The 22,445-nt window shown below is 71.0% G+C and carries 16 protein-coding genes and 1 pseudogene; 14 read left to right on the top strand and 3 right to left on the bottom strand.

From position 1 onward, the window contains the following. The first annotated feature begins 475 nt into the window (after nt 1-475). Complete coding sequence (gene adhP, locus ACF07B_RS21375; protein ID WP_392180079.1) at nt 476-1,486, top strand: alcohol dehydrogenase AdhP; 1,011 nt, start codon at nt 476-478, stop codon at nt 1,484-1,486. 120 nt (nt 1,487-1,606) lie between these two features. Continuing rightward, a complete protein-coding gene (locus ACF07B_RS21380; RefSeq protein ID WP_392180080.1) occupies nt 1,607-2,194 on the top strand; it encodes a hypothetical protein in 588 nt (195 codons plus the stop codon). A 352-nt stretch (nt 2,195-2,546) separates the two neighbouring features. Here the strand turns inward: ACF07B_RS21380 and ACF07B_RS21385 are convergent. After that, nucleotides 2,547-3,231 (bottom strand): annotated as a pseudogene (locus ACF07B_RS21385) (CBS domain-containing protein). 671 nt (nt 3,232-3,902) lie between these two features. On the opposite strand from ACF07B_RS21385, the gene ACF07B_RS21390 reads away from it, so the two are divergent. The 5 genes from ACF07B_RS21390 (at nt 3,903) to ACF07B_RS21410 (ending at nt 9,554) form a co-directional block, all read left to right on the top strand. Further along, nucleotides 3,903-4,328, top strand: coding sequence for a DUF1003 domain-containing protein (locus ACF07B_RS21390; protein ID WP_392180081.1), 426 nt, complete (start codon nt 3,903-3,905; stop codon nt 4,326-4,328). A 28-nt stretch (nt 4,329-4,356) separates the two neighbouring features. Next, nucleotides 4,357-5,370: a 2-hydroxyacid dehydrogenase gene (locus ACF07B_RS21395; RefSeq protein ID WP_392180082.1), complete on the top strand. Its 1,014-nt coding sequence runs from the start codon at nt 4,357-4,359 to the stop codon at nt 5,368-5,370. Nucleotides 5,371-5,576: 206 nt separating this feature from the next. Beyond that, on the top strand, nt 5,577-6,569 hold the full coding sequence (locus tag ACF07B_RS21400; RefSeq protein WP_392180083.1) for an Acg family FMN-binding oxidoreductase: 993 nt from the start codon (nt 5,577-5,579) through the stop codon (nt 6,567-6,569). Nucleotides 6,570-6,843: 274 nt separating this feature from the next. After that, nucleotides 6,844-8,049 carry a globin domain-containing protein gene (locus ACF07B_RS21405; RefSeq protein WP_392180084.1) on the top strand — a complete coding sequence of 402 codons (1,206 nt, stop codon included), beginning with the start codon at nt 6,844-6,846 and terminating at the stop codon, nt 8,047-8,049. A gap of 476 nt (nt 8,050-8,525) precedes the next feature. Continuing rightward, nucleotides 8,526-9,554 carry an Acg family FMN-binding oxidoreductase gene (locus tag ACF07B_RS21410; protein ID WP_392180085.1) on the top strand — a complete coding sequence of 343 codons (1,029 nt, stop codon included), beginning with the start codon at nt 8,526-8,528 and terminating at the stop codon, nt 9,552-9,554. Nucleotides 9,555-9,593: 39 nt separating this feature from the next. On the opposite strand, the gene ACF07B_RS21415 is transcribed toward ACF07B_RS21410, so the two are convergent. Further along, nucleotides 9,594-10,040 (bottom strand): pyridoxamine 5'-phosphate oxidase family protein, encoded by a 447-nt coding sequence (locus tag ACF07B_RS21415; RefSeq protein WP_392180086.1) that lies wholly within the window; start codon nt 10,038-10,040, stop codon nt 9,594-9,596. Between the two features lie 315 nt (nt 10,041-10,355). Here ACF07B_RS21415 and ACF07B_RS21420 point away from each other — a divergent pair, with 315 nt between their 5' ends. The 6 genes from ACF07B_RS21420 (at nt 10,356) to narI (ending at nt 19,261) form a co-directional block, all read left to right on the top strand. Then, on the top strand, nt 10,356-11,606 hold the full coding sequence (locus ACF07B_RS21420; RefSeq protein WP_392180087.1) for a nitrate/nitrite transporter: 1,251 nt from the start codon (nt 10,356-10,358) through the stop codon (nt 11,604-11,606). A 28-nt stretch (nt 11,607-11,634) separates the two neighbouring features. Beyond that, nucleotides 11,635-12,108 carry a hemerythrin domain-containing protein gene (locus ACF07B_RS21425; protein WP_392180088.1) on the top strand — a complete coding sequence of 158 codons (474 nt, stop codon included), beginning with the start codon at nt 11,635-11,637 and terminating at the stop codon, nt 12,106-12,108. A 269-nt stretch (nt 12,109-12,377) separates the two neighbouring features. Next, complete coding sequence (locus ACF07B_RS21430; RefSeq protein WP_392180089.1) at nt 12,378-16,106, top strand: nitrate reductase subunit alpha; 3,729 nt, start codon at nt 12,378-12,380, stop codon at nt 16,104-16,106. 1 nt (nt 16,107) lies between these two features. Continuing rightward, nucleotides 16,108-17,808: a nitrate reductase subunit beta gene (gene narH / locus ACF07B_RS21435; protein WP_392180090.1), complete on the top strand. Its 1,701-nt coding sequence runs from the start codon at nt 16,108-16,110 to the stop codon at nt 17,806-17,808. Beyond that, nucleotides 17,805-18,494, top strand: a complete 690-nt coding sequence (narJ, locus tag ACF07B_RS21440) for a nitrate reductase molybdenum cofactor assembly chaperone (RefSeq protein ID WP_392180091.1) — start codon at nt 17,805-17,807, stop codon at nt 18,492-18,494. Before narH ends, narJ begins: the two co-directional genes overlap by 4 nt. Beyond that, entirely contained in the window at nt 18,491-19,261 is a 771-nt protein-coding gene (gene narI, locus ACF07B_RS21445; RefSeq protein WP_392180092.1) for a respiratory nitrate reductase subunit gamma, read from the top strand. Before narJ ends, narI begins: the two co-directional genes overlap by 4 nt. A gap of 264 nt (nt 19,262-19,525) precedes the next feature. Here the strand turns inward: narI and ACF07B_RS21450 are convergent, their stop codons facing one another. Then, a complete protein-coding gene (locus ACF07B_RS21450) occupies nt 19,526-21,262 on the bottom strand; it encodes a GAF domain-containing protein (protein WP_392180093.1) in 1,737 nt (578 codons plus the stop codon). 508 nt (nt 21,263-21,770) lie between these two features. On the opposite strand from ACF07B_RS21450, the gene ACF07B_RS21455 reads away from it, so the two are divergent. Further along, a complete protein-coding gene (locus ACF07B_RS21455; protein ID WP_392180094.1) occupies nt 21,771-22,376 on the top strand; it encodes a hypothetical protein in 606 nt (201 codons plus the stop codon). Nucleotides 22,377-22,445 lie beyond the last annotated feature (69 nt).

Below are 22,445 nucleotides of genomic sequence, written 5' to 3' on the forward strand. Positions count from 1 at the left end.
CATGCTCCTTGTTCTGCGCTGTCTGAATCCTGCACCGGGCCGTCGCCCACAGGGCGTAACCGGTCCTTGCCTATTCCAGATCTTGCGCGATCCGGGGCCAAAGGGCCAGGGCCGGTCGGTCCTACTGCCCTTTAGCCTCCCGCCTTCCCGGTCTCCGTCATGCGGGTGGTCGGCCCGGGGCACGCCTGCGACGTCGCACCGACCGCCGCACGAGTGGGCGGTGTGGTGGTCGGCGACACTGTGCGCTGTCCCGCGTTCCCGGCCCGTGTTCCCGACTCGCGCTGTCGTGCTCGATGGCGTCGCATCAGCAGGATGCATCCCGCGTCGGCGCGCTCTGCCCGGCTCAAGGGGTCCGTCTCCGGGTTGTTCGGGGCCGATCGGCCCCATCCCCGAGGACGTCCAGGACCTGCCGCCCGTGCCGGCACGGAGTCGACGCTGGATTCGCACCGCACAGTCAGCCCTTGAGGAGCATGTGATGAAGGCAGCAGTCGTCCGGTCGTTCGGCCAGCCGCTGGTGATCGAGGAACGGCCGGATCCGGAGCCCGGCCCCGGCCAGGTCCGCATCCGCGTGGAGGCGTCCGGGCTGTGCCACACCGACATCCACGCCGCGCACGGCGACTGGCCCGTCAAGCCCACCCCGCCCTTCGTTCCCGGCCATGAGGGCGTCGGCCTCGTCGAGGCGCTCGGCGAGGGCGTCACCCACCTGGAGGTCGGACAGCGGGTGGCCGTGCCCTGGCTGGGCTGGGCCTGCGGCCGGTGCGAGCACTGCCTGTCCGGCTGGGAGACCCTGTGCGACCAGCAGATCAACACCGGCTACGGCGTGGACGGCGGCTACGCCGAGAAGATGCTCGCCCCGGCCGACTTCGCGGCCCTGGTCCCCGACGGCATCGACCCGCGCGACGCCGCCCCGCTGACCTGCGCCGGCGTGACCACGTACAAGGCCCTCAAGGTCGCCGGTGTCCGTCCCACCCAGCTGGTGGCGATCTCCGGCATCGGCGGACTCGGCCACCTGGCCGTGCAGTACGCGAAGATCGCCGGCGCCACCGTCGCCGCGATCGACATCACCGACGACAAACTCGACCTCGCCCGCGAACTCGGCGCCGACATCCTCATCGACGCCCGCAAGGAGGACCCGGCGAAGGTGCTCAAGCAGCACGGCGGCGCCCACGCCGCCATCGCGCTGGCCGTCAACGAGCAGGCGTTCGCCTCTGTCTACGGCGGACTGCGGCGCGGCGGCAAACTCGTCATGGTCGCCCTGCCCGCCGGCGGAACCATCCAGGTGCCCATCTTCGACACCGTCCTGAACGGCACCTCCGTCATCGGCTCCATCGTCGGCACCCGCCAGGACCTCGACGAGGTCTTCCAGCTCCACGCCGCCGGACGCACCAAGGTCATCTACGAAACCCGGGCCCTGGACACCGTCAACGACTCCATCGCCGAAGTCCTCGACGGACAGATCAAGGCACGCATCGTCTTCGAGATGTGATCCGCTCCCGCCAGCCGCCGGCCGGACGTCGAGCGGGTCCGGCGCCCGCGGGCAGACCCGGCCCCGGCAGTTCTCACGGAACGAAGCCTTGATGCCGGTCATACACGGAGGGACACACGCATGCGGAGACGGGGTGGCACGGTGCTGCTGTGGCGCTGGCGGCGCAACCCGCTCAGGCGGCGCTCCGACGTCGCCGAAGCCTGGCTCGGCGCGGCAGCGGCAGCCCTGCTCCTCCTCGCGGTGCCGGCTCTGGGCGTGGCGACGGCTGCCGTCGCCGAGCACTCGGCTCTCGATGAGGCCCGGGGGCTGCACCGCACCACGGCCCGCCTTGTCGGGGACGCCCCAGAGCCGACGCCGGTACGGTTCTCCGTCCTGGCGACCGACGACCGGGTCAGCGCGATCGTGCGGTGGACCACGCCCAGCGGCACCTCCAGGTCCGGCCCGGCGTCGGTGGCCGCGGGCAGCCGGGCGGGCTCTCCCGCCACGGTGTGGCTCGACGACGCCGGCCGCAACCACCCCGCGCCGCCCACCCCCGCTCAGGCCAGAACCCAGGCAGCCGCGCTGGGGGCGGCAGCCGGGACCGGTGCGGGCGTGCTGGTGCTGGGTGGCTGGTGGGTCGCTCGGGTACGGCTGGAGGTGCGGCGCAGCGCGCGGTGGGACCACGACTGGGCCGAGTTCAACTCGCACCGGGGCCACCGGCACGCGTGAATCACCGGCCGCCGTTGCCCGCGGCCACCACGACGGGAACGCCTTGGCGGGCACGCCTCTTTCGCGCCCGGTCGGCCAACACCGCGGTCCGCCCGGGCAGCCCCGGTGCCGGTGCACGCAGTTGCGCGTGTCCGTCCGGGCTGTTCCGGCTGAGCCGGCCGGGGAGGGCGGCACCGGACGTCAGGGGAGTCCTCCGGAGCCGCCGTTCCTTCTCGTGCGGACGGGGATCACCCGGCCGCGTCACGTTCCCCATGCGTTGGTGTGGGCCGACGGTAGGGCTCCGTAGTAAGTGGTCGCGCGTACCGATCCGCCTTCGGCCACAACTCTCCGGTCCAGGCCCCGCCACAGGCTTTCAGCCGACGTGTCGGGACCGGCTGTCGTCGACGCCGCCCGTCAAGCTGTTCACGACGCCGACCACACCGTCGATCCGGTACGTCAGCCGTGATCGCCGACGGAATGTCGCTGTGGCGCTGCAGGCACCCTTCCAGCGTGACCATGCCGTCCCGAACGGAGGCGGTCACGGTGTCGGGCGGCAGGCGCATGGCGCGGGTGAACCCCTCGGCGATGACTTCCCGGCGGATCTCCTCGTCCGTGCGCAGGAAGACGCGCAGCAGGTCGCGGCGGGTGGCGATGCCGATCAGCCGGTCCTCCTCGTCCACGACCGGGAGGCGTTCGATGCCGTGGCGCTCCATCACACGCGCGGCGTCCGCGACCCGCTGTTGGGGGTGTACCGTGATGGCAGGCGATGTCATCAGGTCCTCCGCGGTGGAGGCCCGGGCGACGGCGACCGCGCGGCGGGCGGAGCGTCGCAGTGCGGGCACGCGGAACCGCCGTACAGGACGGTCGGCGGACTGGGCTGCCTGGCGGCGGATCAGGTCGGTCTCGGAGATCACGCCCAGGACCTTGTCGTCGTGGTCGACCACGGGCAGGCCGCTGATCCGGTGCCGGTCCAGCAGCCGTGCCAGATCCTTCAACGGCGTCTCCCGGCGGGCTTCGATGACCTCGCGGGTCATCACGTCACCAACGATGTGCGTCATCACGCCCACTTTCTTCCTTGTCCGTCGTCTCCCCGGCGGAGGGAGGCCGAGCGCGGCGCCGGATCGGCGTCGGAGCCGTGTCGCTCCGCGACGGGCACCGGGCCGGAGTGCCGTTCTGTTCCCGCATGACAGTGAGATGTCGGCATGGCGCAGGGAGTACGGCACTTTTCGGCCATGTCGTCCTGGCGGCCCGTCCCGTGGAGCCGGCCCCTGGTGCTCTTTCAGTCAGCTTCCCTCCCGGACGGGCGTGGGGGCAGGGCCGAGCGTCCCTGGGCCGAGGACCGAACTGCCCAGGAACCTCGAGGCCGATGGAAAGGAGCCCCTCCTGGCTGCCCGGCCAAGCTCGGCGTGGAGCGGCGCATCCCGGCCGCGGTCATCGCCACCCAGGCCCGGACCGGCTCCGGCGCGAAGGGAACTGAGCCGGCGTTCTTCGCGGGAGGCGGCTGGGCTGAACGTCCCCGGTGGCGTCCCATGCGGCCCACACATGACATGCTTCCCTGCTGTCACGCTGGGAGAGGACCCCGGTCAGCACCGGGCATCGATCGAAAGGACGACGGATGGAGGGCGTGAAGCCGGGCTCCGCCGGTGAGAGCGGCCCCGCTTCCGCGGGCCGGAGCCGTCCTCGGCGCGCTGCCGTCCGTGTTCCCCACGAGCGTGTCCGGCTGGCACGGATGCGCACCTCGCAGGACCGTGTCGCCGACGCGATCACCTCGTTCGCGGGGACGATGCGGTTCGTCTACCTGCACGCTCTCTGGTTCACCGGTTGGATTGTGCTGAACGAGGGCCTGCTCGGGAGGGCAGAGATCTTCGACCCGTATCCCTACGGGCTGCTCACCATGATCGTCAGCTTGGAAGCGATCTTCCTGTCGACGTTCGTCATGGTCAGCCAGAACCGGCAGGCGGCACGCGAGAACGTACGCGCCGATCTGGACTTCGAGACCAACCTGCGCTCCGAGGTGTGGTCGGTTCACATAGGAAAGGCACTGGGCCTCGACCCTCAGCAGATCGAACAGCATGTGCAGGAGATCATCGCGCAGAGCAAGGCAGGCATGGACTTCGAGCAGCCGGGGACGCCGGTCGACCCCCAAGACCTCTGATTCGGCTCACCACAGAAGGAGACAGCACGTGGAGGCCATCGCGTACGGCGTCCTCGCGGACGAGGAGCCGCTGCTGCACGGCGCATTCAACGGTGAGTTCGCGGGCCGGCATGACCTGCGCTGTCTGGGACTCTTCCTCAACCGGGACACCGCCCCCACCGCGGCCGGGCACGAGATCGTGCTCACCAGCGTCAACGACACCCTCGACGCCGAGGTCCTGCGCGCCCTGGCCACGGGCGGCACGAAGATGATCGCCCAACGGGCCACCGGCTACAACAACATCGACCTGACGGCGGCCGCGGAACTCGGCCTGACGGTGGCCCGGGTGTCGTCCTACTCGCCCTACTCGGTCGCCGAGTTCGCCTGGGCGCTGGCGCTCGCCGTCGACCGGCGGATCGTTCGCGCCGCGCATCGCACCCGGGAGTTCGACTTCCGGCTCGACGGGCTGATGGGCCGCGACCTGTACGGCCGGACGGCCGGTGTCGTGGGCACCGGCAAGATCGGGGCCGCGTTCGCGCGGATCGCCCACGGCTTCGGGATGCGGCTGCTGGGCTGGGACGTCGCCGAGAACCCGGACTGCCTGGCCCTGGGCATGCAATACGTCGAGCGGGAGCGGCTGTTCGCCGAAGCGGACCTGGTCAGCCTGCACGTGCCGCTGTTGCCGGACACCCACCACCTCCTCGACGCGCGTGCCCTGGGGCTGATGAAGGACGACGCGCTCCTGGTCAACTCCAGCCGCGGCGGCCTCGTGGACACCGACGCCCTGCTGGAAACCCTGCGCGCGGGGCGGCTCAGCGGCGTCGGCCTGGACGTGTACGAGGAGGAGGCCGGCGTGTTCTTCCTCGACAAGTCCCTGGAAGTGATGACCGACGAGCGCCTCGCGCGGCTGATGACCTTCAACAACGTCCTGGTCACCTCGCACCAGGCGTACTTCACCCGGGACGCCGTCGGCCAGATCGCCGAGACGACGGTGGCCAACGTCGCGGACTACTTCGCCGGCCGAAGCGGTGACAACACGCTCGTCCGGGCGCCCGCCGCCTGAGGCGCCGGCGATCTGCGAGCCGCAGGACCCGCTGCTGCGGCATTCGGGGGTTTCGCACGCCCGGCAGGTCCCATGAGGCGGACACTGGGATCAGCCGGCCGGGTGCGGGCTGACCGCCACAGTCGTGTGGCGTGTCGGCCGAGTCGTCAGTGGGGTACCCGATCCGTGGGCTCCACGTCCCGGCGGGCGCGTGCAAGGAGGATGCCATGGCATTGCGACAGCTCGATGAGAAGACGGTGACCACGCTGGTCGCCGAGGCCACCGCGGCGCCGTCCATGCACAACGCTCAGCCATGGCGTTTCCGCTTCCTTTCCAGTGAACGTCTCCTGCTGCTGTACGCCGACCTCGAGCGGGCCATGCCCCGCTCCGATCACGGCAACCGGGCGCTGCACATCGGCTGCGGGGCGGCACTGTTCAACCTGCGCGTCTCCGCCGCGCACGCGGGCCTCACCGCGGACGTCCGGCTGCTGCCCGAGGCGCAGGACCCGCTGCTGCTCGCCGCCGCCCAGCTGACCGGGCAGGCCGGGGGCGCGCCGGACGAGGAGCTGGCCCGGCTGCATGCGGTGATCCGGCAGCGGCACACCAGCCGCCATCCCTTCGCCGAGAAGGGCATCCCCGAGGACATCCGGACCACACTGCAGGGTGCTGCGGCACGCGAGTCGGCCGCCCTGCTCTTCCCCGGCCCCTGGCATGCCGAGACGGTGCTCGACCTGGTCCGCGACGCGGAGAGCCGCGATGTCATGGACTCCGGCGCCCGCGAGGACCTCGTCCGCTGGACCCGGCTCGGCCCGGAGGCGGACACAGCCGTCGACGGTGTCCCCGAGTACGCCTTCGGGCCGCGCAAGCGGGACGGCAAGGCTCCGGTACGGGACTTCGCCGGGCGCCGACCGGTGGCCGACCGTGGCACCACCACCTTCGAGTACACCCCCCACCTGGCCCTGCTGAGCACCCCCGGCGACGGGCCCGCCGACTGGCTGCGCGCCGGGCAGGCACTGGAACGGGTGCTCCTGGAGGCAACCCGGGCAGACCTGGCCACATCCCTGACCTCCCACGCGCTGGAGACCCCCGAGCTGCGCCTGCTGGTCCGCGACCCGGGATCGGCCACGGGGCAGGTCCAGATGGTGCTGCGTCTCGGCTACGGCCCGCGGGGTCCGGCCACCCCCCGCCGCCCGGTCACCGATGTTCTCGACATCGTGTAACCGCGACACCGCTTCCGTCTGACTGGGCCTCGGTGTTTGGCACATCCGGTCACTGGAGACCCGCACCGAAACCAGGCGCGACTCCGTGGCCCGTTCGGACCGAGGGGTGGCCGGGCACTGTTGCCACCGACGGGTCCGTTGGTGGGGGCGTCCGCGTCCAGACGAGCCGATCGGCCTCAAAAAGAAGGCCATTCGGCCCTCGGCCCCCGTACGTGGATCAAGCCACGATGGTGAGCGCCAATCCCCTTGTACACCCCATCTGCCGAGGAGACCCATGCTTTCGCCCGAGTCGGCCGCCGTCGTCCGTGCCACCCTGCCCGCCGTCGGCGGAGCCCTGGACGAGATCACGGCGCGGTTCTACGACACGATGTTCGCCGATCAACCAGAGCTGCTGGACGGGCTGTTCAACCGCGGCAACCAGGCCAGCGGACAACAGCGTCGCGCTCTGGCCGGGTCCATCGCAGGCTTCGCACAGGCACTGCTCGCCGATCCCGACGCCCGCCCGGACGCGCTGCTGTCGCGGATCGCCCACAAGCACGCCGCACTCGGTGTCACCGAGGACCAGTACACGATCGTCCACAAGTACCTGTTCGGGGCCATTGCCGACGTGCTCGGCGAGGCGGTCACGCCGGAGGTCGCCGCCGCCTGGGACGAGGTGTACTGGCTGATGGCCGGCGCGCTCATCGCCCGGGAGGCCCGCCTGTACCAGGAGGCGCAGGTCGATCCCCGTCATCCGTGGCGGCAGTGGACGGTCGTCGAGCGGCGGGAGGAGACCCCTGATGCGGTGTCCTTCCTGCTGCGCCCGGCGGACGACGGCCCGATCCCTTCCGGCAGGTCCGGCCAGTACGTCAGCGTGCGTGTGGAGATGCCCGACGGCATACACCAGTTGCGCCAGTACAGCCTCTCCGGCGACCCCGGTGACCAGCTGCGCCGTATCACCGTCAAGCGGGTCGCGAGCGTGGCCGACGCCCCCGAGGGCGAGGTGTCCAACCAGCTGCATCGCACCGTCCGGGCCGGCGACGAGCTCACCCTGTCCGCCCCGTTCGGCGACGTGGTCCTCGACGACGCCGACAGCCCGCTGCTGCTGGTCTCGGCCGGCATCGGCTGCACCCCGATGGTCGGCATGCTCGAACACCTCGCGGCGACCGGAGCCGCCCGCCCGGTCACGGTGCTGCACGCCGACCGCTCCCCGGCCGACCACGCCCTGCGCGCGGACACCCGCCGCCTCGTCGGCCGACTGCCCGGCGCCCGGGCCGAGTTCTGGTACGAACAGGACGCCGCCGCCGAACCCGGCGCCCGCACCGGTCTGATGGACCTCGACGGACTGGACCTGCCCGCCGACGCCGACGTCTACCTGTGCGGCTCACTGCCCTTCATGCGCACCGTGCGGGCCCAGCTGCTGCAGGCCGGCATCCCCGCCCGCCACATCCGTTACGAGGTCTTCGGCCCCGACCTGTGGCTGGCCCACGCGGAAGGCTGAGCAGGCACCGCAGGAGGTCAGGACGGGGGGCTGGTGATCCGGCCCCCGCGGAAGCTGTGCGGGCCGGTGTCGAACCGGTGGCCGCAGGCATCCAGAACCGCGGCACCCTTGCCGACCGGGCGAGCCAGAGCGGCGCGGGTCCACCTCGTGCCCAGCCTGTCTCGGGGCTGCCCAGCTGGTACAGGGCCGAGCCGGGACAGATGGTGGGGCCGGCCGTCCCCCTCGCGGGTGGGCCGGTGCGCAGGGGGCCGACGGCCGGGGCTCGGGATCCGGAGAGACAAGGATCGCCCCGGAGCCCGGAGCGTCGCGCCATGGGCAGGCCGAGATCCTGGGTCTCCCGTAGGGCTCCCGCCGTTGTCCGGCGCTCGGTTTTGGGGCCGTATGGCGCCCCGGCACGGGCCGGTCAACCCTCTTGCGAGCGGGGCTGGTGGCGCAAGGTGGGCGATACGGGAAGATCGTTGCAGAGGAGAGCCGCCATGCAGACCCGGGAAGTCGACGCCGCAGCCGTTCAGTGCCTGCTCGCCGCGGCGGTGGCCGCGCCGTCGATCCACAACACGCAGCCCTGGCGGTTCGGCCTGGACCCGGACAGCCGGTCGATCAAGGTCCGCGCCGACCCCGGACGGCGGTTGCCGATGATCGATCCCGACCTGCGTGCCCAGCACCTGTCGGTGGGCGCGGCCGTCTTCAACCTCCGGGTGGCCGCAGCAAGCATGGGCTGGGAGCCGGTCGTCCGGCTGCTGCCCGCCGCGGACGATCCCGGCCTGCTGGCCATCGTGCAACTGGCCGGGTCCGCCGAGGACGGGCCGTCGCGCCTGCGGCACCTGTACGAGGCCATTGAGCGGCGTCACACCAGCCGGATGCCCTTCACCGGCCGTCCCGTGCCGGAGCCGATCGTGACGGAGATGATCGGCGCGGCCCGTGCTGAGGGGGCGCACCTGGAGGTTCCCGACATCATGGAGACCCGGCGCCTGCTGCGACTGACCCAGGCGGGCGAGGTCCGCAACGCATCCCATCCGGGCCGCACGGCCGAGGCACGCGGCTGGCTCACCGCCCCGGGACGCGAGACCGGTTACGGCATCCCGGTGACCGCCGTAGGGGCCTTGGACGCGACCGGGCGGATGCCGATGCGGGACTTCACCGGTCGGCTCCCGGTGCCGCATCTTCCTGCCCTGCAGTTCGAACGCCACGCGCAGGTCGCGCTGGTGTGGACGGCGTGGGACCGGCGGGAGGACTGGCTGCGGGCCGGCCAGGCGCTGCAGCGTGTGCTGCTCGTGGCGACCGCGTATGGGGTGCGCACCTCGATGCTGCATCAGGCGATGGAATGGAAGGATCTGCGGGCGGCGATGGGCGGAGGGCGGCAGCGGCGCTGCCCGCAGCTGCTGATCCGGTTCGGCTACGGCCCCGAGGGTGGCCGCACGCCGCGCGCGGCTGTGCACGCCGCACCGCATCCCGCGCCCCGACCCGATCCGGCGGCCTCCGGTGGGAGGACCGCCGGATCCGTATGACGGTGTCCGGTCAGCAGGCACCCTGCGACCGGTCACGCATCACGAACGCCCGCGTCGACTGAGGCTCATCGATTGGTGCGTGCCCCCGAGTTCGCGTCCGGTGACCAGCTCGGACTCGATGCGCACGAAGACCCCGTCCCGCACGGGCATCCAGGAATGCGGGCCGCTCTGCGAGAGCCGTTCGTGCTCGGCGGGGTCGGTCACCACGCCGGCTCGGCCGGTGACGACCACGCTCCAGCCGGACCGGGTCGCGGCGTCGAACTCGTCCGCTTCGAAGGCGACCACGACGCCGTCGATGGCGCGCACGAGGTCGGAGCCGGCCGAGGTGTACAGCAGGACGGAGGCGTCCTCGTCCAGGGAAAAGTTGACCGGGAGGACCGCGGGCAGCGCCTGCCGCGTGTACACGACCCGACCGACCGGCACCTTGGCCAGCAGGCGAAGGCATTCCTGCCGGTCGAGAATGCGAGGGGCGTCGTTCTCGAGCATCTCACCATCCTCAGTGTGGCGGCGCGGCATCGGGTAGGGCCGGTCGGCCCTACTTTCGTGCCCCGGCGGCAGAGGCCGCAGCTGCCGTATGGAAGGAGTCGTGCGAGCAATCTGGGGCAGGGGGCAGTGGAGGAGGGCCGGCCGGATCGGAGGTGGGGACCGTCAGCCCGGCGGCAGGGACCCTTGGCCCATGCCGCCCCGGTGCCCCACCGCCGACAGTGGCTGAGGGGTCGCCGATCCGCAAGACAGGGCCCGCGGATTCCTCTGCGGCCTCTGTCGCAGAACTATGTGAGTAAGAGGGAAGGGACGGACAGCATGGTCCAGTCTTCGACGACGGAGAGCAGCAGGGCGGCTTCAGGTGCTGCGGTGTCCGGCCGGGCGTGGCTGATGCTGGCCCTGGCCACGGTCGGTTTCGCCGTCAACTTCTGGGCCTGGGCGCTGCTCAGCCCGCTCGGCCCTCGCTTCAAGGACATTTTGGACCTCACCTCTTTCCAGCAGTCGCTGCTGGTGGCCGTGCCGGTTGTCGTCGGCTCCCTGGGCCGCATCCCGGTCGGCGCGCTGACCGACCGGTTCGGCGGGCGTGTGATGTTCCCGATCGTCTCGGCGGTCACCATCGTGCCCGTCCTCTACCTGGGCCTGGCCGGACACTCCTCATTGACCGCCCTGCTGGCCGGCGGGTTCTTCCTCGGTATCGGCGGTACCGCCTTCGCCGTGGGCGTGCCCTTCGTGAGCGCCTGGTTCCCGCCCGAGCGGCGGGGCCTTGCCATTGGCGTCTTCGGCATGGGTATGGGCGGCACCGCGATCAGCGCCCTCACCACGGTGAAACTGGTCGACGCGCACAGCATGTCGACGCCCTTCCTGATCACCGCGGGCATCCTTGCGGCATACGCGGTCGTGGCCGCGCTGGTGCTGCGGGACGCCCCGGGCCGCACCGTGCCGACCGAACCGCTGGGGCGGCGTTTGGCCGCCACCCTGCGCCTGGGCGTCACCTGGCAGGCGTCCGCCCTGTACGCGGTGGCCTTCGGCGGCTACGTCGCCTTCTCCGTCTACCTGCCCACCTACCTCAAGACCGGCTACGGCCTCACCCAGGCCGACGCGGCCAACCGGATGGCCGGCTTCGTGCTGCTCGCGGTGGCCATGCGGCCGATGGGCGGCTGGCTGTCGGACCGCATCGGCCCGGTGCGGGTGCTGGCCAGCACGCTCGCGGTGGTGCTGGCCGGGGCGCTCGCGCAGTCCTTCACACCGGCCCTGGCGCCGGTGGGCACGATCGCCTTCCTGGCCATGGCCGCCGCGCTGGGCGCGGGCAGCGGCGCGGTGTTCGCGCTGGTGGCGCTGCTGGCTCCGGCGAACAAGGTCGGTTCGGTCACCGGCATCGTCGGTGCCGCGGGCGGCCTGGGCGGCTTCGTGCCGCCGCTGGTGATGGGGTCGCTGTACGGCGCCTACGGCTCCTACGGGATCGGCCTCATCCTGCTGGCCGCTGTCGCGGCGGCGGCGCTGACCTTTACCGAGACCGGCGTGCGGCACGCACTCACCCGCCGCACGCCGCCCATCGTCCACTCAAGCTGAACCGACGCAGAGAAGCCGGAGTCCTCCGATGTGCGAATACTGCGGCTGTCAGTCCGTGGCGACGATCGACGAGCTGACCCGCGAACACGACGAGGTCGTCACCCTCATCAGCCACGTGCGCGACGCCCGGCGCGACGGCGACCTCGCCGGCATGGTCGGACTCGCCCGCCGCATCACCGCCGTCCTGGTCCCGCACACCCGGGTGGAGGAGCACGGGCTGTTCCCCGCGATGGCCCTGGAGTTCCCCGACCACATCGCCGTCCTGGAGGCCGAGCACCGTCGCATCGAGGCGGTGCTGGCCGAGGCGACGGACAGCGTACCGGCGGATCCCGCCTGGCCCGACCGGCTGCTGGAGGTGCTCGCCCTGCTGCGTGATCACATCCTCAAGGAGCAGGACGGCGTCTTCCCCGCCTCGCTGGCGACCCTGTCGACCGAGCAGTGGGAAGCCGTCGAGGCGGTGCGCGCCGAAGCGGGCAGCGCCCTGTCCCGGCCTGCCGCCTGACCGCTCTCGGCGGGGCGGATCAGCCGCCAGCCCGCCCATGCCGAAGTGCCCGTGCCCGACCGGACCATCCCGGTCGGGCACGGGCACTTCGGCATGGGCCTGCGGAACCCGGGTAGCCGCTTCGGCGCGCAGACGATCTCCATCAGCCGCGTTTCGCCTGATTGTGGTGTGACGGTTGACCTTTCGGGGGACGGCGGTCATAGAGTCGTCTGCGACCGGACTTGATCACGACTCGAACGGGCTCACGTCGCCCGGAGCGGAGTGGCACGGTGAGCACGGAGACCAGCCGGGACAAGACACGGGCGGGCCTGGACGGCGATCTGGCGGAGGCGCTGGTGCGCAGCCGCCGGTTCTTCACCCGGGCGGAGGTCTCGAAGGACCTGCGCAGCTTGCACCGCAAGGGCGGCCGACAGGCGGACGAGTTCTACCGGGACCGCTGGTCGCACGACAAGGTGGTGCGCTCTACCCACGGCGTGAACTGCACCGGCTCCTGCTCGTGGAAGGTGTACGTCAAGGACGGCATCATCACCTGGGAGGCCCAGCAGACCGACTACCCCTCGGTCGGCCCGGACAGCCCGGAGTACGAGCCGCGCGGCTGTCCGCGCGGGGCGGCCTTCTCCTGGTACACCTACTCGCCGACCCGGGTGCGGTACCCGTACGTGCGCGGCGTGCTGCTGCAGATGTACCGGGAGGCCAAGGCACGCCTCGGGGATCCGGTGGCGGCCTGGGCGGACATCGTCTCCGACCCCGAGCGTGCCCGCCGCTACAAGCGGGTGCGCGGCAAGGGCGGCCTGGTGCGGGCGAGCTGGGACGAGGCGGTGGAGATGGTGGCCGCCGCGCACGTGCACACCATCAAAGAGTACGGCCCGGACCGGCTGGCCGGGTTCTCGCCGATCCCGGCGATGTCGATGGTCTCGCACGCGGCCGGGGCCCGTTTCTACTCGCTGCTCGGCGGGGCGATGCTGTCGTTCTACGACTGGTACGCCGACCTGCCGGTCGCCTCCCCGCAGGTCTTCGGCGACCAGACCGACGTTCCGGAGTCGGGCGACTGGTGGGACGCCGGCTACCTGATCATGTGGGGTTCCAACCTGCCGGTCACCCGCACCCCGGACGCGCACTGGATGGCCGAGGCCCGCTACCGCGGCCAGAAGGTCGTCGCTGTGTCCCCGGACTACGCGGACAACGTGAAGTTCGCCGACGAATGGCTCGCCGCCCAGCCCGGCACCGACGGGGCCCTCGCCATGGCCATGGGACACGTGATCCTCAAGGAGTTCTTCGTCGACCGGACCACGCCGCAGTTCACCGACTACGTCACGAAGTACACGGACCTGCCCTTCCTGGTCGCCCTCGACGAGGCTGAGGGCGAGCCGGGCATCTTCACGCCGGGCAAGTTCCTGACCGCCGCCGATCTGGGCGGTGAACACGCCGAGGCCGAGCACGCGGAGTTCCGCACCGTGCTGCTGGACGCGGCCACCGGCCGGCCGGTGGTGCCCAACGGAACGCTCGGCGACCGTTACGGCGAGGCGGGCGCCGGCAAGTGGAACCTCGACCTCGGCGGCATCCAGCCGTTGCTGTCCGCCGAGGGCGGCGAGGAGGCGCCGGTCGAGGTCGAACTGGCCCGCTTCGACGCCCCCGACGGCAGCGCGGCGCTACTGCGGCGCGGGGTCCCGGTCCAGCGGGTTGCCGGGCGGCTGGTGACCACGGTGTACGACCTCCTGCTCGCCCAGTACGGGGTGGTCCGCGACGGCCTGCCCGGCCGGTGGCCGACCTCGTACGAGGACGCGGAGGAGCCGTACACCCCGGCCTGGCAGGCGGCGATCACCGGAGTGGAGGCCGGGAAGGCGGCGCGGATCGCGCGGGAGTTCGCGGCCAACGCCGAGGAGTCCGGCGGTCGTTCGATGATCATCATGGGGGCGGGCACCAATCACTGGTTCCACTCCGACACCATCTACCGCGCATTCTTGACGTTGACCACGCTGACCGGCTGCCAGGGCGTCAACGGCGGTGGCTGGGCGCACTACGTCGGTCAGGAGAAGGTCCGTCCGATCACCGGCTACTCGGCGATCGCGACCGCCGCGGACTGGAACCGGCCGGCCCGGCAGATGATCCAGACCGCCTACTGGTACCTGCACGCCGACCAGTTCCGCTACGACCCGTTCTCCGCCGACACCCTCGCCGCGGCCGGCCCGGGCACGGGCGGCCCGTTCGCCGGGAAGACCACGGCGGATGTCATCGCGCAGTCGGCGCGGATGGGCTGGATGCCGTCCTATCCGACCTTCGACCGCAACCCCCTGGACCTGGCCGACGAGGCCGAAGCCGCCGGCCGGCCGGTCGCCGAGCACGTCGTGGACGAACTGAAGGCGGGGCGGCTGCGGTTCGCGGGCGAGGACCCCGACGCCCCCGAAAACTTCCCGCGCGTGCTGACCATCTGGCGGGCCAATCTGCTGGGCTCCTCGGCCAAGGGCAACGAGTACTTCCTCAAGCACCTCCTCGGCACCGACCACTCAGTGCGGGCCACCGAGGCGCCGCCTGAGGCCCGCCCCCGAGACGTGGTGTGGCGGGAGGAAGCCCCCGAGGGCAAGCTCGACCTGCTGCTCACCCTGGACTTCCGCATGACCAGCACGACCGTCTTCTCCGACATCGTCCTGCCCGCCGCCACCTGGTACGAGAAGCACGACCTGTCCAGCACCGACATGCACCCCTTCGTGCACGCCTTCAACCCGGCCATCGCCCCGCCCTGGCAGACCCGAACCGACTGGGACGCCTTCCACACGATCGCCAAGGAGTTCAGCCGCCAGGCCGCCGATCACCTGGGCGTCCGCAAGGACGTGGTCGCCGCCGCGCTGCAGCACGACACCCCCGACGAGATGGCCAACCCGCACGGCCGGGTGCTCGACTGGAAGGCGGGCGAGTGCGAGCCGGTCCCCGGCCGCACGATGCCGAAACTGGTGACGGTGGAACGCAACTACGGCGCCGTCGCCGACAAGATGGCCGCCCTCGGCCCCCTGCTCGACACCCTGGGCGCCACCACCAAGGGCGTCACCTTCAAGGTCGAGCGCGAGCTGGAGTACCTGCGGCACAAGAACGGCACCGTGCGCGGCGGCACGGCCGACGGGCGGCCCTCGATCGCCCGCGACACGCACGCCTGCGAGGCGATCCTCGCCCTGTCCGGCACCACCAACGGCCACCTCGCCACCCAGGGCTTCCACACCCTCGAAGCCCGCACCGGCACACGGCTCGCGGACCTGGCCGCCGAACACGAGGGCAAGCAGATCACCTTCGCCGACACCCAAGCCGCCCCGGTGCCGGTCATCACCTCCCCGGAATGGTCCGGCTCCGAGACCGGAGGACGCCGCTACTCCCCGTTCACCATCAACGTCGAGCGCCTCAAGCCCTGGCACACCCTCACCGGCCGCCAGCACTTCTACCTCGACCACGACTGGATGACCGCACTCGGCGAACAACTGCCCGTCTACCGGCCACCATTGAACATGCACGCGCTCTTCGACGAGCCCCGCATCGGCGAGACGGGCGAACTCGGCGTGACCGTGCGCTACCTGACCCCGCACAACAAGTGGTCCATCCACTCCGAGTACCAGGACAACCTCTTCATGCTCTCCCTGTCCCGGGGCGGCCCGACCATCTGGATGAGCACCCAGGACGCGGCCAAGGTCGGCGTCAAGGACAACGACTGGGTCGAGGCGGTCAACCGCAACGGCGTGGTCGCCGCCCGCGCCATCGTCTCGCACCGCATGCCCGAGGGCACCGTCTACATGCACCACGCCCAGGACCGCCTCATCGACGTGCCCCGCACCGAGACCACCGGCCGCCGGGGCGGCATCCACAACTCCCTGACCCGCCTGCTGATCAAACCCAGCCACCTCATCGGCGGCTACGCCCAGCTGACGTACGCCTTCAACTACCTCGGCCCCACCGGCAATCAGCGCGACGAGGTCACCGTCATCCGCCGCCGCACTAACCAGGACGTGGAGTACTGACATGCGTGTGATGGCCCAGATGGCGATGGTGATGAACCTCGACAAGTGCATCGGCTGCCACACCTGCTCGGTCACCTGCAAACAGGCGTGGACCAACCGCACCGGCGTCGAGTACGTGTGGTTCAACAACGTCGAGACCCGCCCCGGCCAGGGCTACCCCCGCCGCTACGAGGACCAGGAGAAATGGCGCGGCGGCTGGGAGCTGAACAAGAAGGGCAACCTCGCGCTGAAGGCCGGCGGCCGGTTCAAGAAGCTGATCCAGATCTTCTCCAACCCGGTCCTGCCCTCCCTCGACGACTACTACGAGCCCTGGACCTACGACTACGAGACCCTCACCAACGCCCCGCTGCAGGAACACACCCCGGTCGCCCGCCCCAAGTCCCTGATCTCCGGCAAGGACATGAAGATCTCCTGGTCGGCGAACTGGGACGACGACCTCGGCGGATCGGCCGCCACCAGCGAGCAGGACGTCCTGCTGAACCAGGTCTCCGAGAAGATCAAGTTCGAGTTCGAGCAGACCTTCATGTTCTACCTGCCGCGGATCTGCGAGCACTGCCTCAACCCGTCCTGCGCGGCCTCCTGCCCCTCCGGCGCCATCTACAAGCGGGAAGAGGACGGCATCGTCCTGGTCGACCAGGACCGCTGCCGCGGCTGGCGCATGTGCGTCACGGGCTGCCCGTACAAGAAGATCTACTTCAACCACCGCACCGGCAAAGCCGAGAAGTGCACCTTCTGCTTCCCGCGCGTCGAGGTCGGCCTGCCCACCGTCTGCTCCGAGACCTGCGTGGGCCGGCTACGCTACATCGGCCTGGTCCTCTACGACGCCGACCGCGTCCTGGAAGCCGCCTCCACCCCCGACGACACGGACCTCTACGAAGCCCAGCGAGGCGTCTTCCTCGACCCCAACGATCCGGAAGTCGTTCGCCAGGCAGAGAAGGCGGGCATCCCCCGGGACTGGATCGAGGCCGCCCAGCGCTCCCCGATCCACGCCCTGATCAACACCTTCAAGGTCGCCCTGCCGCTGCACCCGGAGTACCGGACGATGCCCATGGTCTGGTACATCCCGCCACTGTCCCCGGTCGTCGACGCCGTCCGCGACACCGGACAGGACGCCGAGAACCACCGCACCCTCTTCGCCGCCGTCGACGCCCTGCGCATCCCCATCGACTACCTCGCCCAACTGTTCACCGCGGGCGACCCGGCACCGGTGGACGCGGTGCTTCGCCGCCTGGCGGCAATGCGGGCGTACATGCGCGACATCAACCTCGGCCGCGAACCGAACGACGACATCCCCGAGGCGGTCGGGATGACCGGGGAGCAGGTGTACGACATGTACCGGCTGCTGGCACTGGCCAAGTACGACGAGCGGTACGTCATCCCTCCCGCCCACGCCGAACAGGCCCACAAGCTAGAGGAGTTGGCCACCGAGTGCAGCCTCGACTACGAGGGCGGCCCGGGCATGGGCGGTTCCGGTCCCTTCGGGGAGACCTCCGGTGGCGCCGCGCCGATCGCGGTGGAGAACTTCCACGCCCTGCGTGACCGGCAGACCGCCGACACCCCGGCCACCCCCACCGACAAGGCCACCCGGGTCAACCTCCTCAACTGGGACGGCAAGAGCTCCCCACCCGGCCTGTTCCCGGACAGGCCGGCCGACAACGGCACCGGGGCCGAGCGCGACGGAGAGGTGGAACCGAGGCCATGAAACGGAAGACCTCCCGCACCAAGCCGTGGCTCGCCGCCGCCTGGCAGGCACAGTCCCTGCTGCTCTCCTACCCCGACGAGCGGTTCGCGCAGTACCTGGCCCTGGCCGCCAGGGTCGCCGCCACCCTGCCCGAACCGGTCGCCCGCCCCCTGCTTTGTTTCACCGCGCACGCGCAGCAGACCGACCCCGCCGACCTGGCCACCGCCTATGTAGCCACCTTCGACCACCGTAAACGCTGCTGCCTCTACCTGACCTACTACGCGCACGGCGACACCCGCAAGCGCGGCCTCGGCCTGCTGCGGCTGAAGCAGACCTATGCCGCGGCCGGCTGGCGCCTGGGCGACGACGAACTCCCCGACCACCTCGCCGTGGTTCTCGAGTTCGCCGCGACCGACCCGGCGACGGGAGCGGGCCTGCTCACCGAACACCGGGCCGGCCTGGAACTCCTGCGGCTCGCCCTGAACGACGACACCTCGCCCTGGGCCCACGTCCTGGACTCCGTCTCCGCCACCCTGCCCAGTCTCGCCGGCGACGACCGCGAGGCCGTCATGCGCCTGGCCGCACAGGGCCCGCCCGAGGAACAGGTCGGCCTCGACCCGTACGCGCCCCCCATGCCATCACCCGGATCAGCCCCCGTGTCAGCCCCTGTGTTCCTGCCCGACCCCGTCGTAGGAGGTCCCCGATGACCGCACCCGCGCAGCCCCTCACCCTGGCGGCGGAGGCAGGCACCGGCCCCATCCTGCTGTGGGTCGCCCTGCCCTACGTCGCCCTCGCGATCTTCGTCCTCGGCCACATCTGGCGCTACCGCTACGACAAGTTCGGCTGGACCACCCGCTCCTCCCAGCTCTACGAGAACAGGCTGCTGCGCATCGGCAGCCCCCTGTTCCACTTCGGCATCCTCGTCGTACTCCTCGGCCACATCGGCGGCCTGGTCATCCCCAAGAGCTGGACCGAGGCGATCGGGATCAGCGAGCACACGTACCACATCGGCGCCGTCGTCCTCGGCACCATCGCCGGCGTCGCCACGCTCGGCGGGATCGCCATCCTGATCTACCGCCGCCGCACCGTCGGCCCGGTCTTCTCCGCCACCACCCGCAACGACAAGGCCATGTACGTCTCCCTGACCGTGACCATCGTGCTCGGTCTGTCCGCCACCGTGGCCGCGAACGTCGTCGGCGGCGGCTACGACTACCGCGAGACCATCTCCCCCTGGTTCCGCTCCATCTTCTACCTCCAGCCCGACCCCGCCCTGATGACCGAAGCCCCGGTGCTGTTCCAACTGCACGCGATCAGCGCCCTGCTCCTGTTCACGGCCTGGCCGTTCACCCGGCTCGTGCACATGCTCACCGCACCGCTCGGCTATCTGACCCGCCCGTACATCGTCTACCGCAGCCGCGACGTCCAACTGGGCGCCCGGGCCCCGCATCGGGGCTGGGAACGCACGGGTTCATGAGCGGCCGACGCACGTCCTGCGGCGATCAGCCTCACGAAGCGGCCTCAGGGTTGCCCGGTGACGGCTGGCGCCCATGACGCCGTCGGCGCCTGGATGCCCGCACACGGGCATGCCCACACCGGCTCCAACCGGGAGGCGTAGTACCGAACGGAGCCACCAGCCAGCCCGGCGAGCACGTCGCGTGCCCTGTTGCCCGTGTCCGACGCCGCAGGTATCACCGGTCAGCGCGTCAGACGCGCCGACAGCCGACAGCCGACAAGAGGATCAGGCTTCCACCCGCGGGGAAAGGGGCACAGTCCATTCGATGATGGTGCCGGTGGGCTCGTTCGGGGTAAGGGTGAAGGTGCCGCCGAGGTCGGCGGCGCGCTGGTGGAGGTTGTCCAGGCCACTGCGGCGAGTGACGGCAGGGTCGATGCCGGATCCATTGTCGGCCACGCGCAGCCGCAGCTGGGTGCCGTCCGTCTCGGCGGTGATCTCGACGCCGGTCGCGTGTGCGTGCCGGGCGGCGTTCGACAGCGTCTCGCGCAGCACCGCCAGCAGGTGCTCGGCGTAGTCGGCGGGGACGTCGGTGTCCAGCAGGCCGGTCATACGCAGGGCGGGAGCGAAGCCGAGTGTCTCGGCGGCCTTGTCGGTCTCGGCCAGCAGCTTCGCACGCAGCCCCCCGCGCCCGTCGGAGCGGTCGCGCTCGCGCAGCGCGTAGATCGTGCCCCGCACGGTCTTGATGGTGTCGTCGAGGTCGTCTACCACACGCTGGACGCGCTCGGCCACCTGGGGCCGGTCGGAGATGCGGCCGAGGACCGAGTTCAGAGTCAGCCCGGAGGCGAACAGCCGCTGGATAGCCAGATCGTGCAGGTCGCGTGCGATGCGGTCGCGGTCGGACAGGACCAGGAGCTGCTCGGCCTCACGCCGGTGCTCGGCGATCTCCAGGGCCAGTGCGGCCTGGTCGGCGAAGCCGTCGATCATGGCCATGGTGGCGTCGGAGAACTCCGTGCCGCCGGGCAGGTTGGCGACCTGCAGGACCCCGCGCACGTGGGCGGCACCGCCCAGCGGGAGCAGGAATCCGGGCCCCAGGTCGATCTTCGCAGCGGAGCCGCCCCCGGTCTGCGGCTCCTCGGACAGCGCGCTGCTGGTGATCAGCTCGCCTGAGTGGTAGACCTTCGCGGCCAGGGTGGTGGCCGGCAGTACCAATCCGTGCACCTGCTCGGCGCCAACGCCGTCAGCGGCTTCGATCACCAGCTCACCGCCGTCGAAGGGCACCGCCAGCGTCACCAGATCGGCGCCGGACAGCATCCTGACCGTGGCGGCGACCCGGTGCAGGACCTGGTCAGGGTCGGTGCCCGACAGCAGGCTGCGCGTCAGTTCGCTACTCGCCGCCAGCCACTGCTCCCGGCGTCGGCTGTCCTCGTACAGGCGGGCGTTGTCGATCGCGACACCGGCCGCGGCCGCGAGCGTGCGCAGCACCGCCTCGTCCTCCTCGTCGAACTCAACCCCGCCGCGCTTGTCAGTCAGGTACAGGTTTCCGAAGACCTGGTCGCGCACGCGCACCGGCGCTCCCAGGAAGGTCGTCATGGGCGGATGTCCCGCGGGGAAGCCCACCGAGTCGGGATGGCGGCCCAGGTCGGCGAGCCGTAGCGGCTCCGGTTCGCGGATCAGCAGCCCGAGGATGCCCTGGCCCTCGGGATAGTGGCCGATCGTCTGGATGGTGGTCTCGTCCATGCCGACCGTGATGAACTGCCGAATCTTCCCTTCCTCGCCGACCACTCCCAGCGCCCCGTACTGGGCGTCCACCAGGGTGACGGCAGACTCGGTGATCCGCCGCAGCACCACGTCGAGATCCAGATCGGAGCCGATCGCGAGAACCGCGTCCAGGAGCGTGTGGACCCGGTCCCGGGTCGCGCGGACCTGCGTGATCTGCGCCTGCAGCCCCTCCAGCAGCTCATCCAGCCGCAACTGCGGTGCCGCCGGACCGCTCCTGCGGCCCTCTGCCGGACTCTCCGTCATCCCCGCTCCCTCCGGAAAAGGCGCCGATGGCACCTCCCCATCATGCCCGAGCGGCCCCGTCAGCAAGCGAACGCACGTGTCAATCACAGCCGGCCCAGCAGCCAGATGCTATGTCGCCACAACGTCGGCGGCCGAAGCAGCCCCTTCCCCCAGGCTGTCGCCGCCCTACCACCCCGCCCTGTGACTGCGGTGCCGTTCGGCTGCCCGCCGGGGCGCCCGAGGCGGGCGAACCGTTCCGCTTCGCCCGTAACACCCACGAGTGCAAGGTCCCGGGGGTGATGCCCAGTTCCTCGGCGACCTGTGGGATGGTCTTCCCGGTCTCGCCGAGTTCGGCGAGACGTGATGTCCGCCACAGGCAGCAGCTGGAAAAGGGACACCATGGCACGAGGTAACGCGACACGGGCCAGGCGCGCAGCCCCGGCGTAAAGCGACACGACCTGCGGGGGACACAGTCTTTGCCAAAACAAACCTGATCCGCTCCCTCGCGATGGGGACGACCGTCTTCGGCATGGTTCTGGGACTCGGAGCCCTGGGCGCGGCGGTCGGCGCGCTGGCCGCCCCGTCACTCGCGGCGCGGTACGGGCCCGGACCGATGATGCTCGGCGCCCTCGCGATCACGCCGCTCACCCAGATCCCTCTGCTGCTCGCCTCCCCAGGCCTCGCCTGGCAGTTCGCCATCGGCACTGCGCTGTTCCTTCAGCTGGCCTGTGCCGCGGCCGCGGGAACGACCCAGCGCTCCATCCGCCAAGTCGTCACCGCCGACGGTATGCAAGCCCGTATGCAGGCCGTGAGCACCTGGCTCACCTCCGGCGCGCGGCCGGTGGCCGCACTCCTCGCCGGCGGACTCGGCACCTGGATCGGCGTACGCCCCACCCTGATCGTCGGCACCTGCCTGCTCGTCGTCCCCCTCGTGATCCTCTACCGCTCCCCGCTGCGCGGCCTGCTGGACATGCCCGGCCCGCCCGCCGCGCCTCCCCCTTCACCAGGCGCCCTCGCGCAACCGGCGCCATCGGCATGGGGCCCTGCTGTTCCGCATCCCGCTGCCGCCGCGGACGGGCGGCGCGACCGCGCTTCCGGAGGGGGCCGTGAGCCCGGACCTGAACACGGCCGGTGACCCCAAGCCGACCTCACCAGCGGGCCGTCCGGCCCACCGAACACGCCCTTGCCGCCCAGCGCTCGATTT

Origin of the sequence: Streptomyces sp. NPDC015532 (genome assembly GCF_043078065.1) — a bacterium.
In the GTDB taxonomy this organism is placed as follows: domain Bacteria; phylum Actinomycetota; class Actinomycetes; order Streptomycetales; family Streptomycetaceae; genus Streptomyces.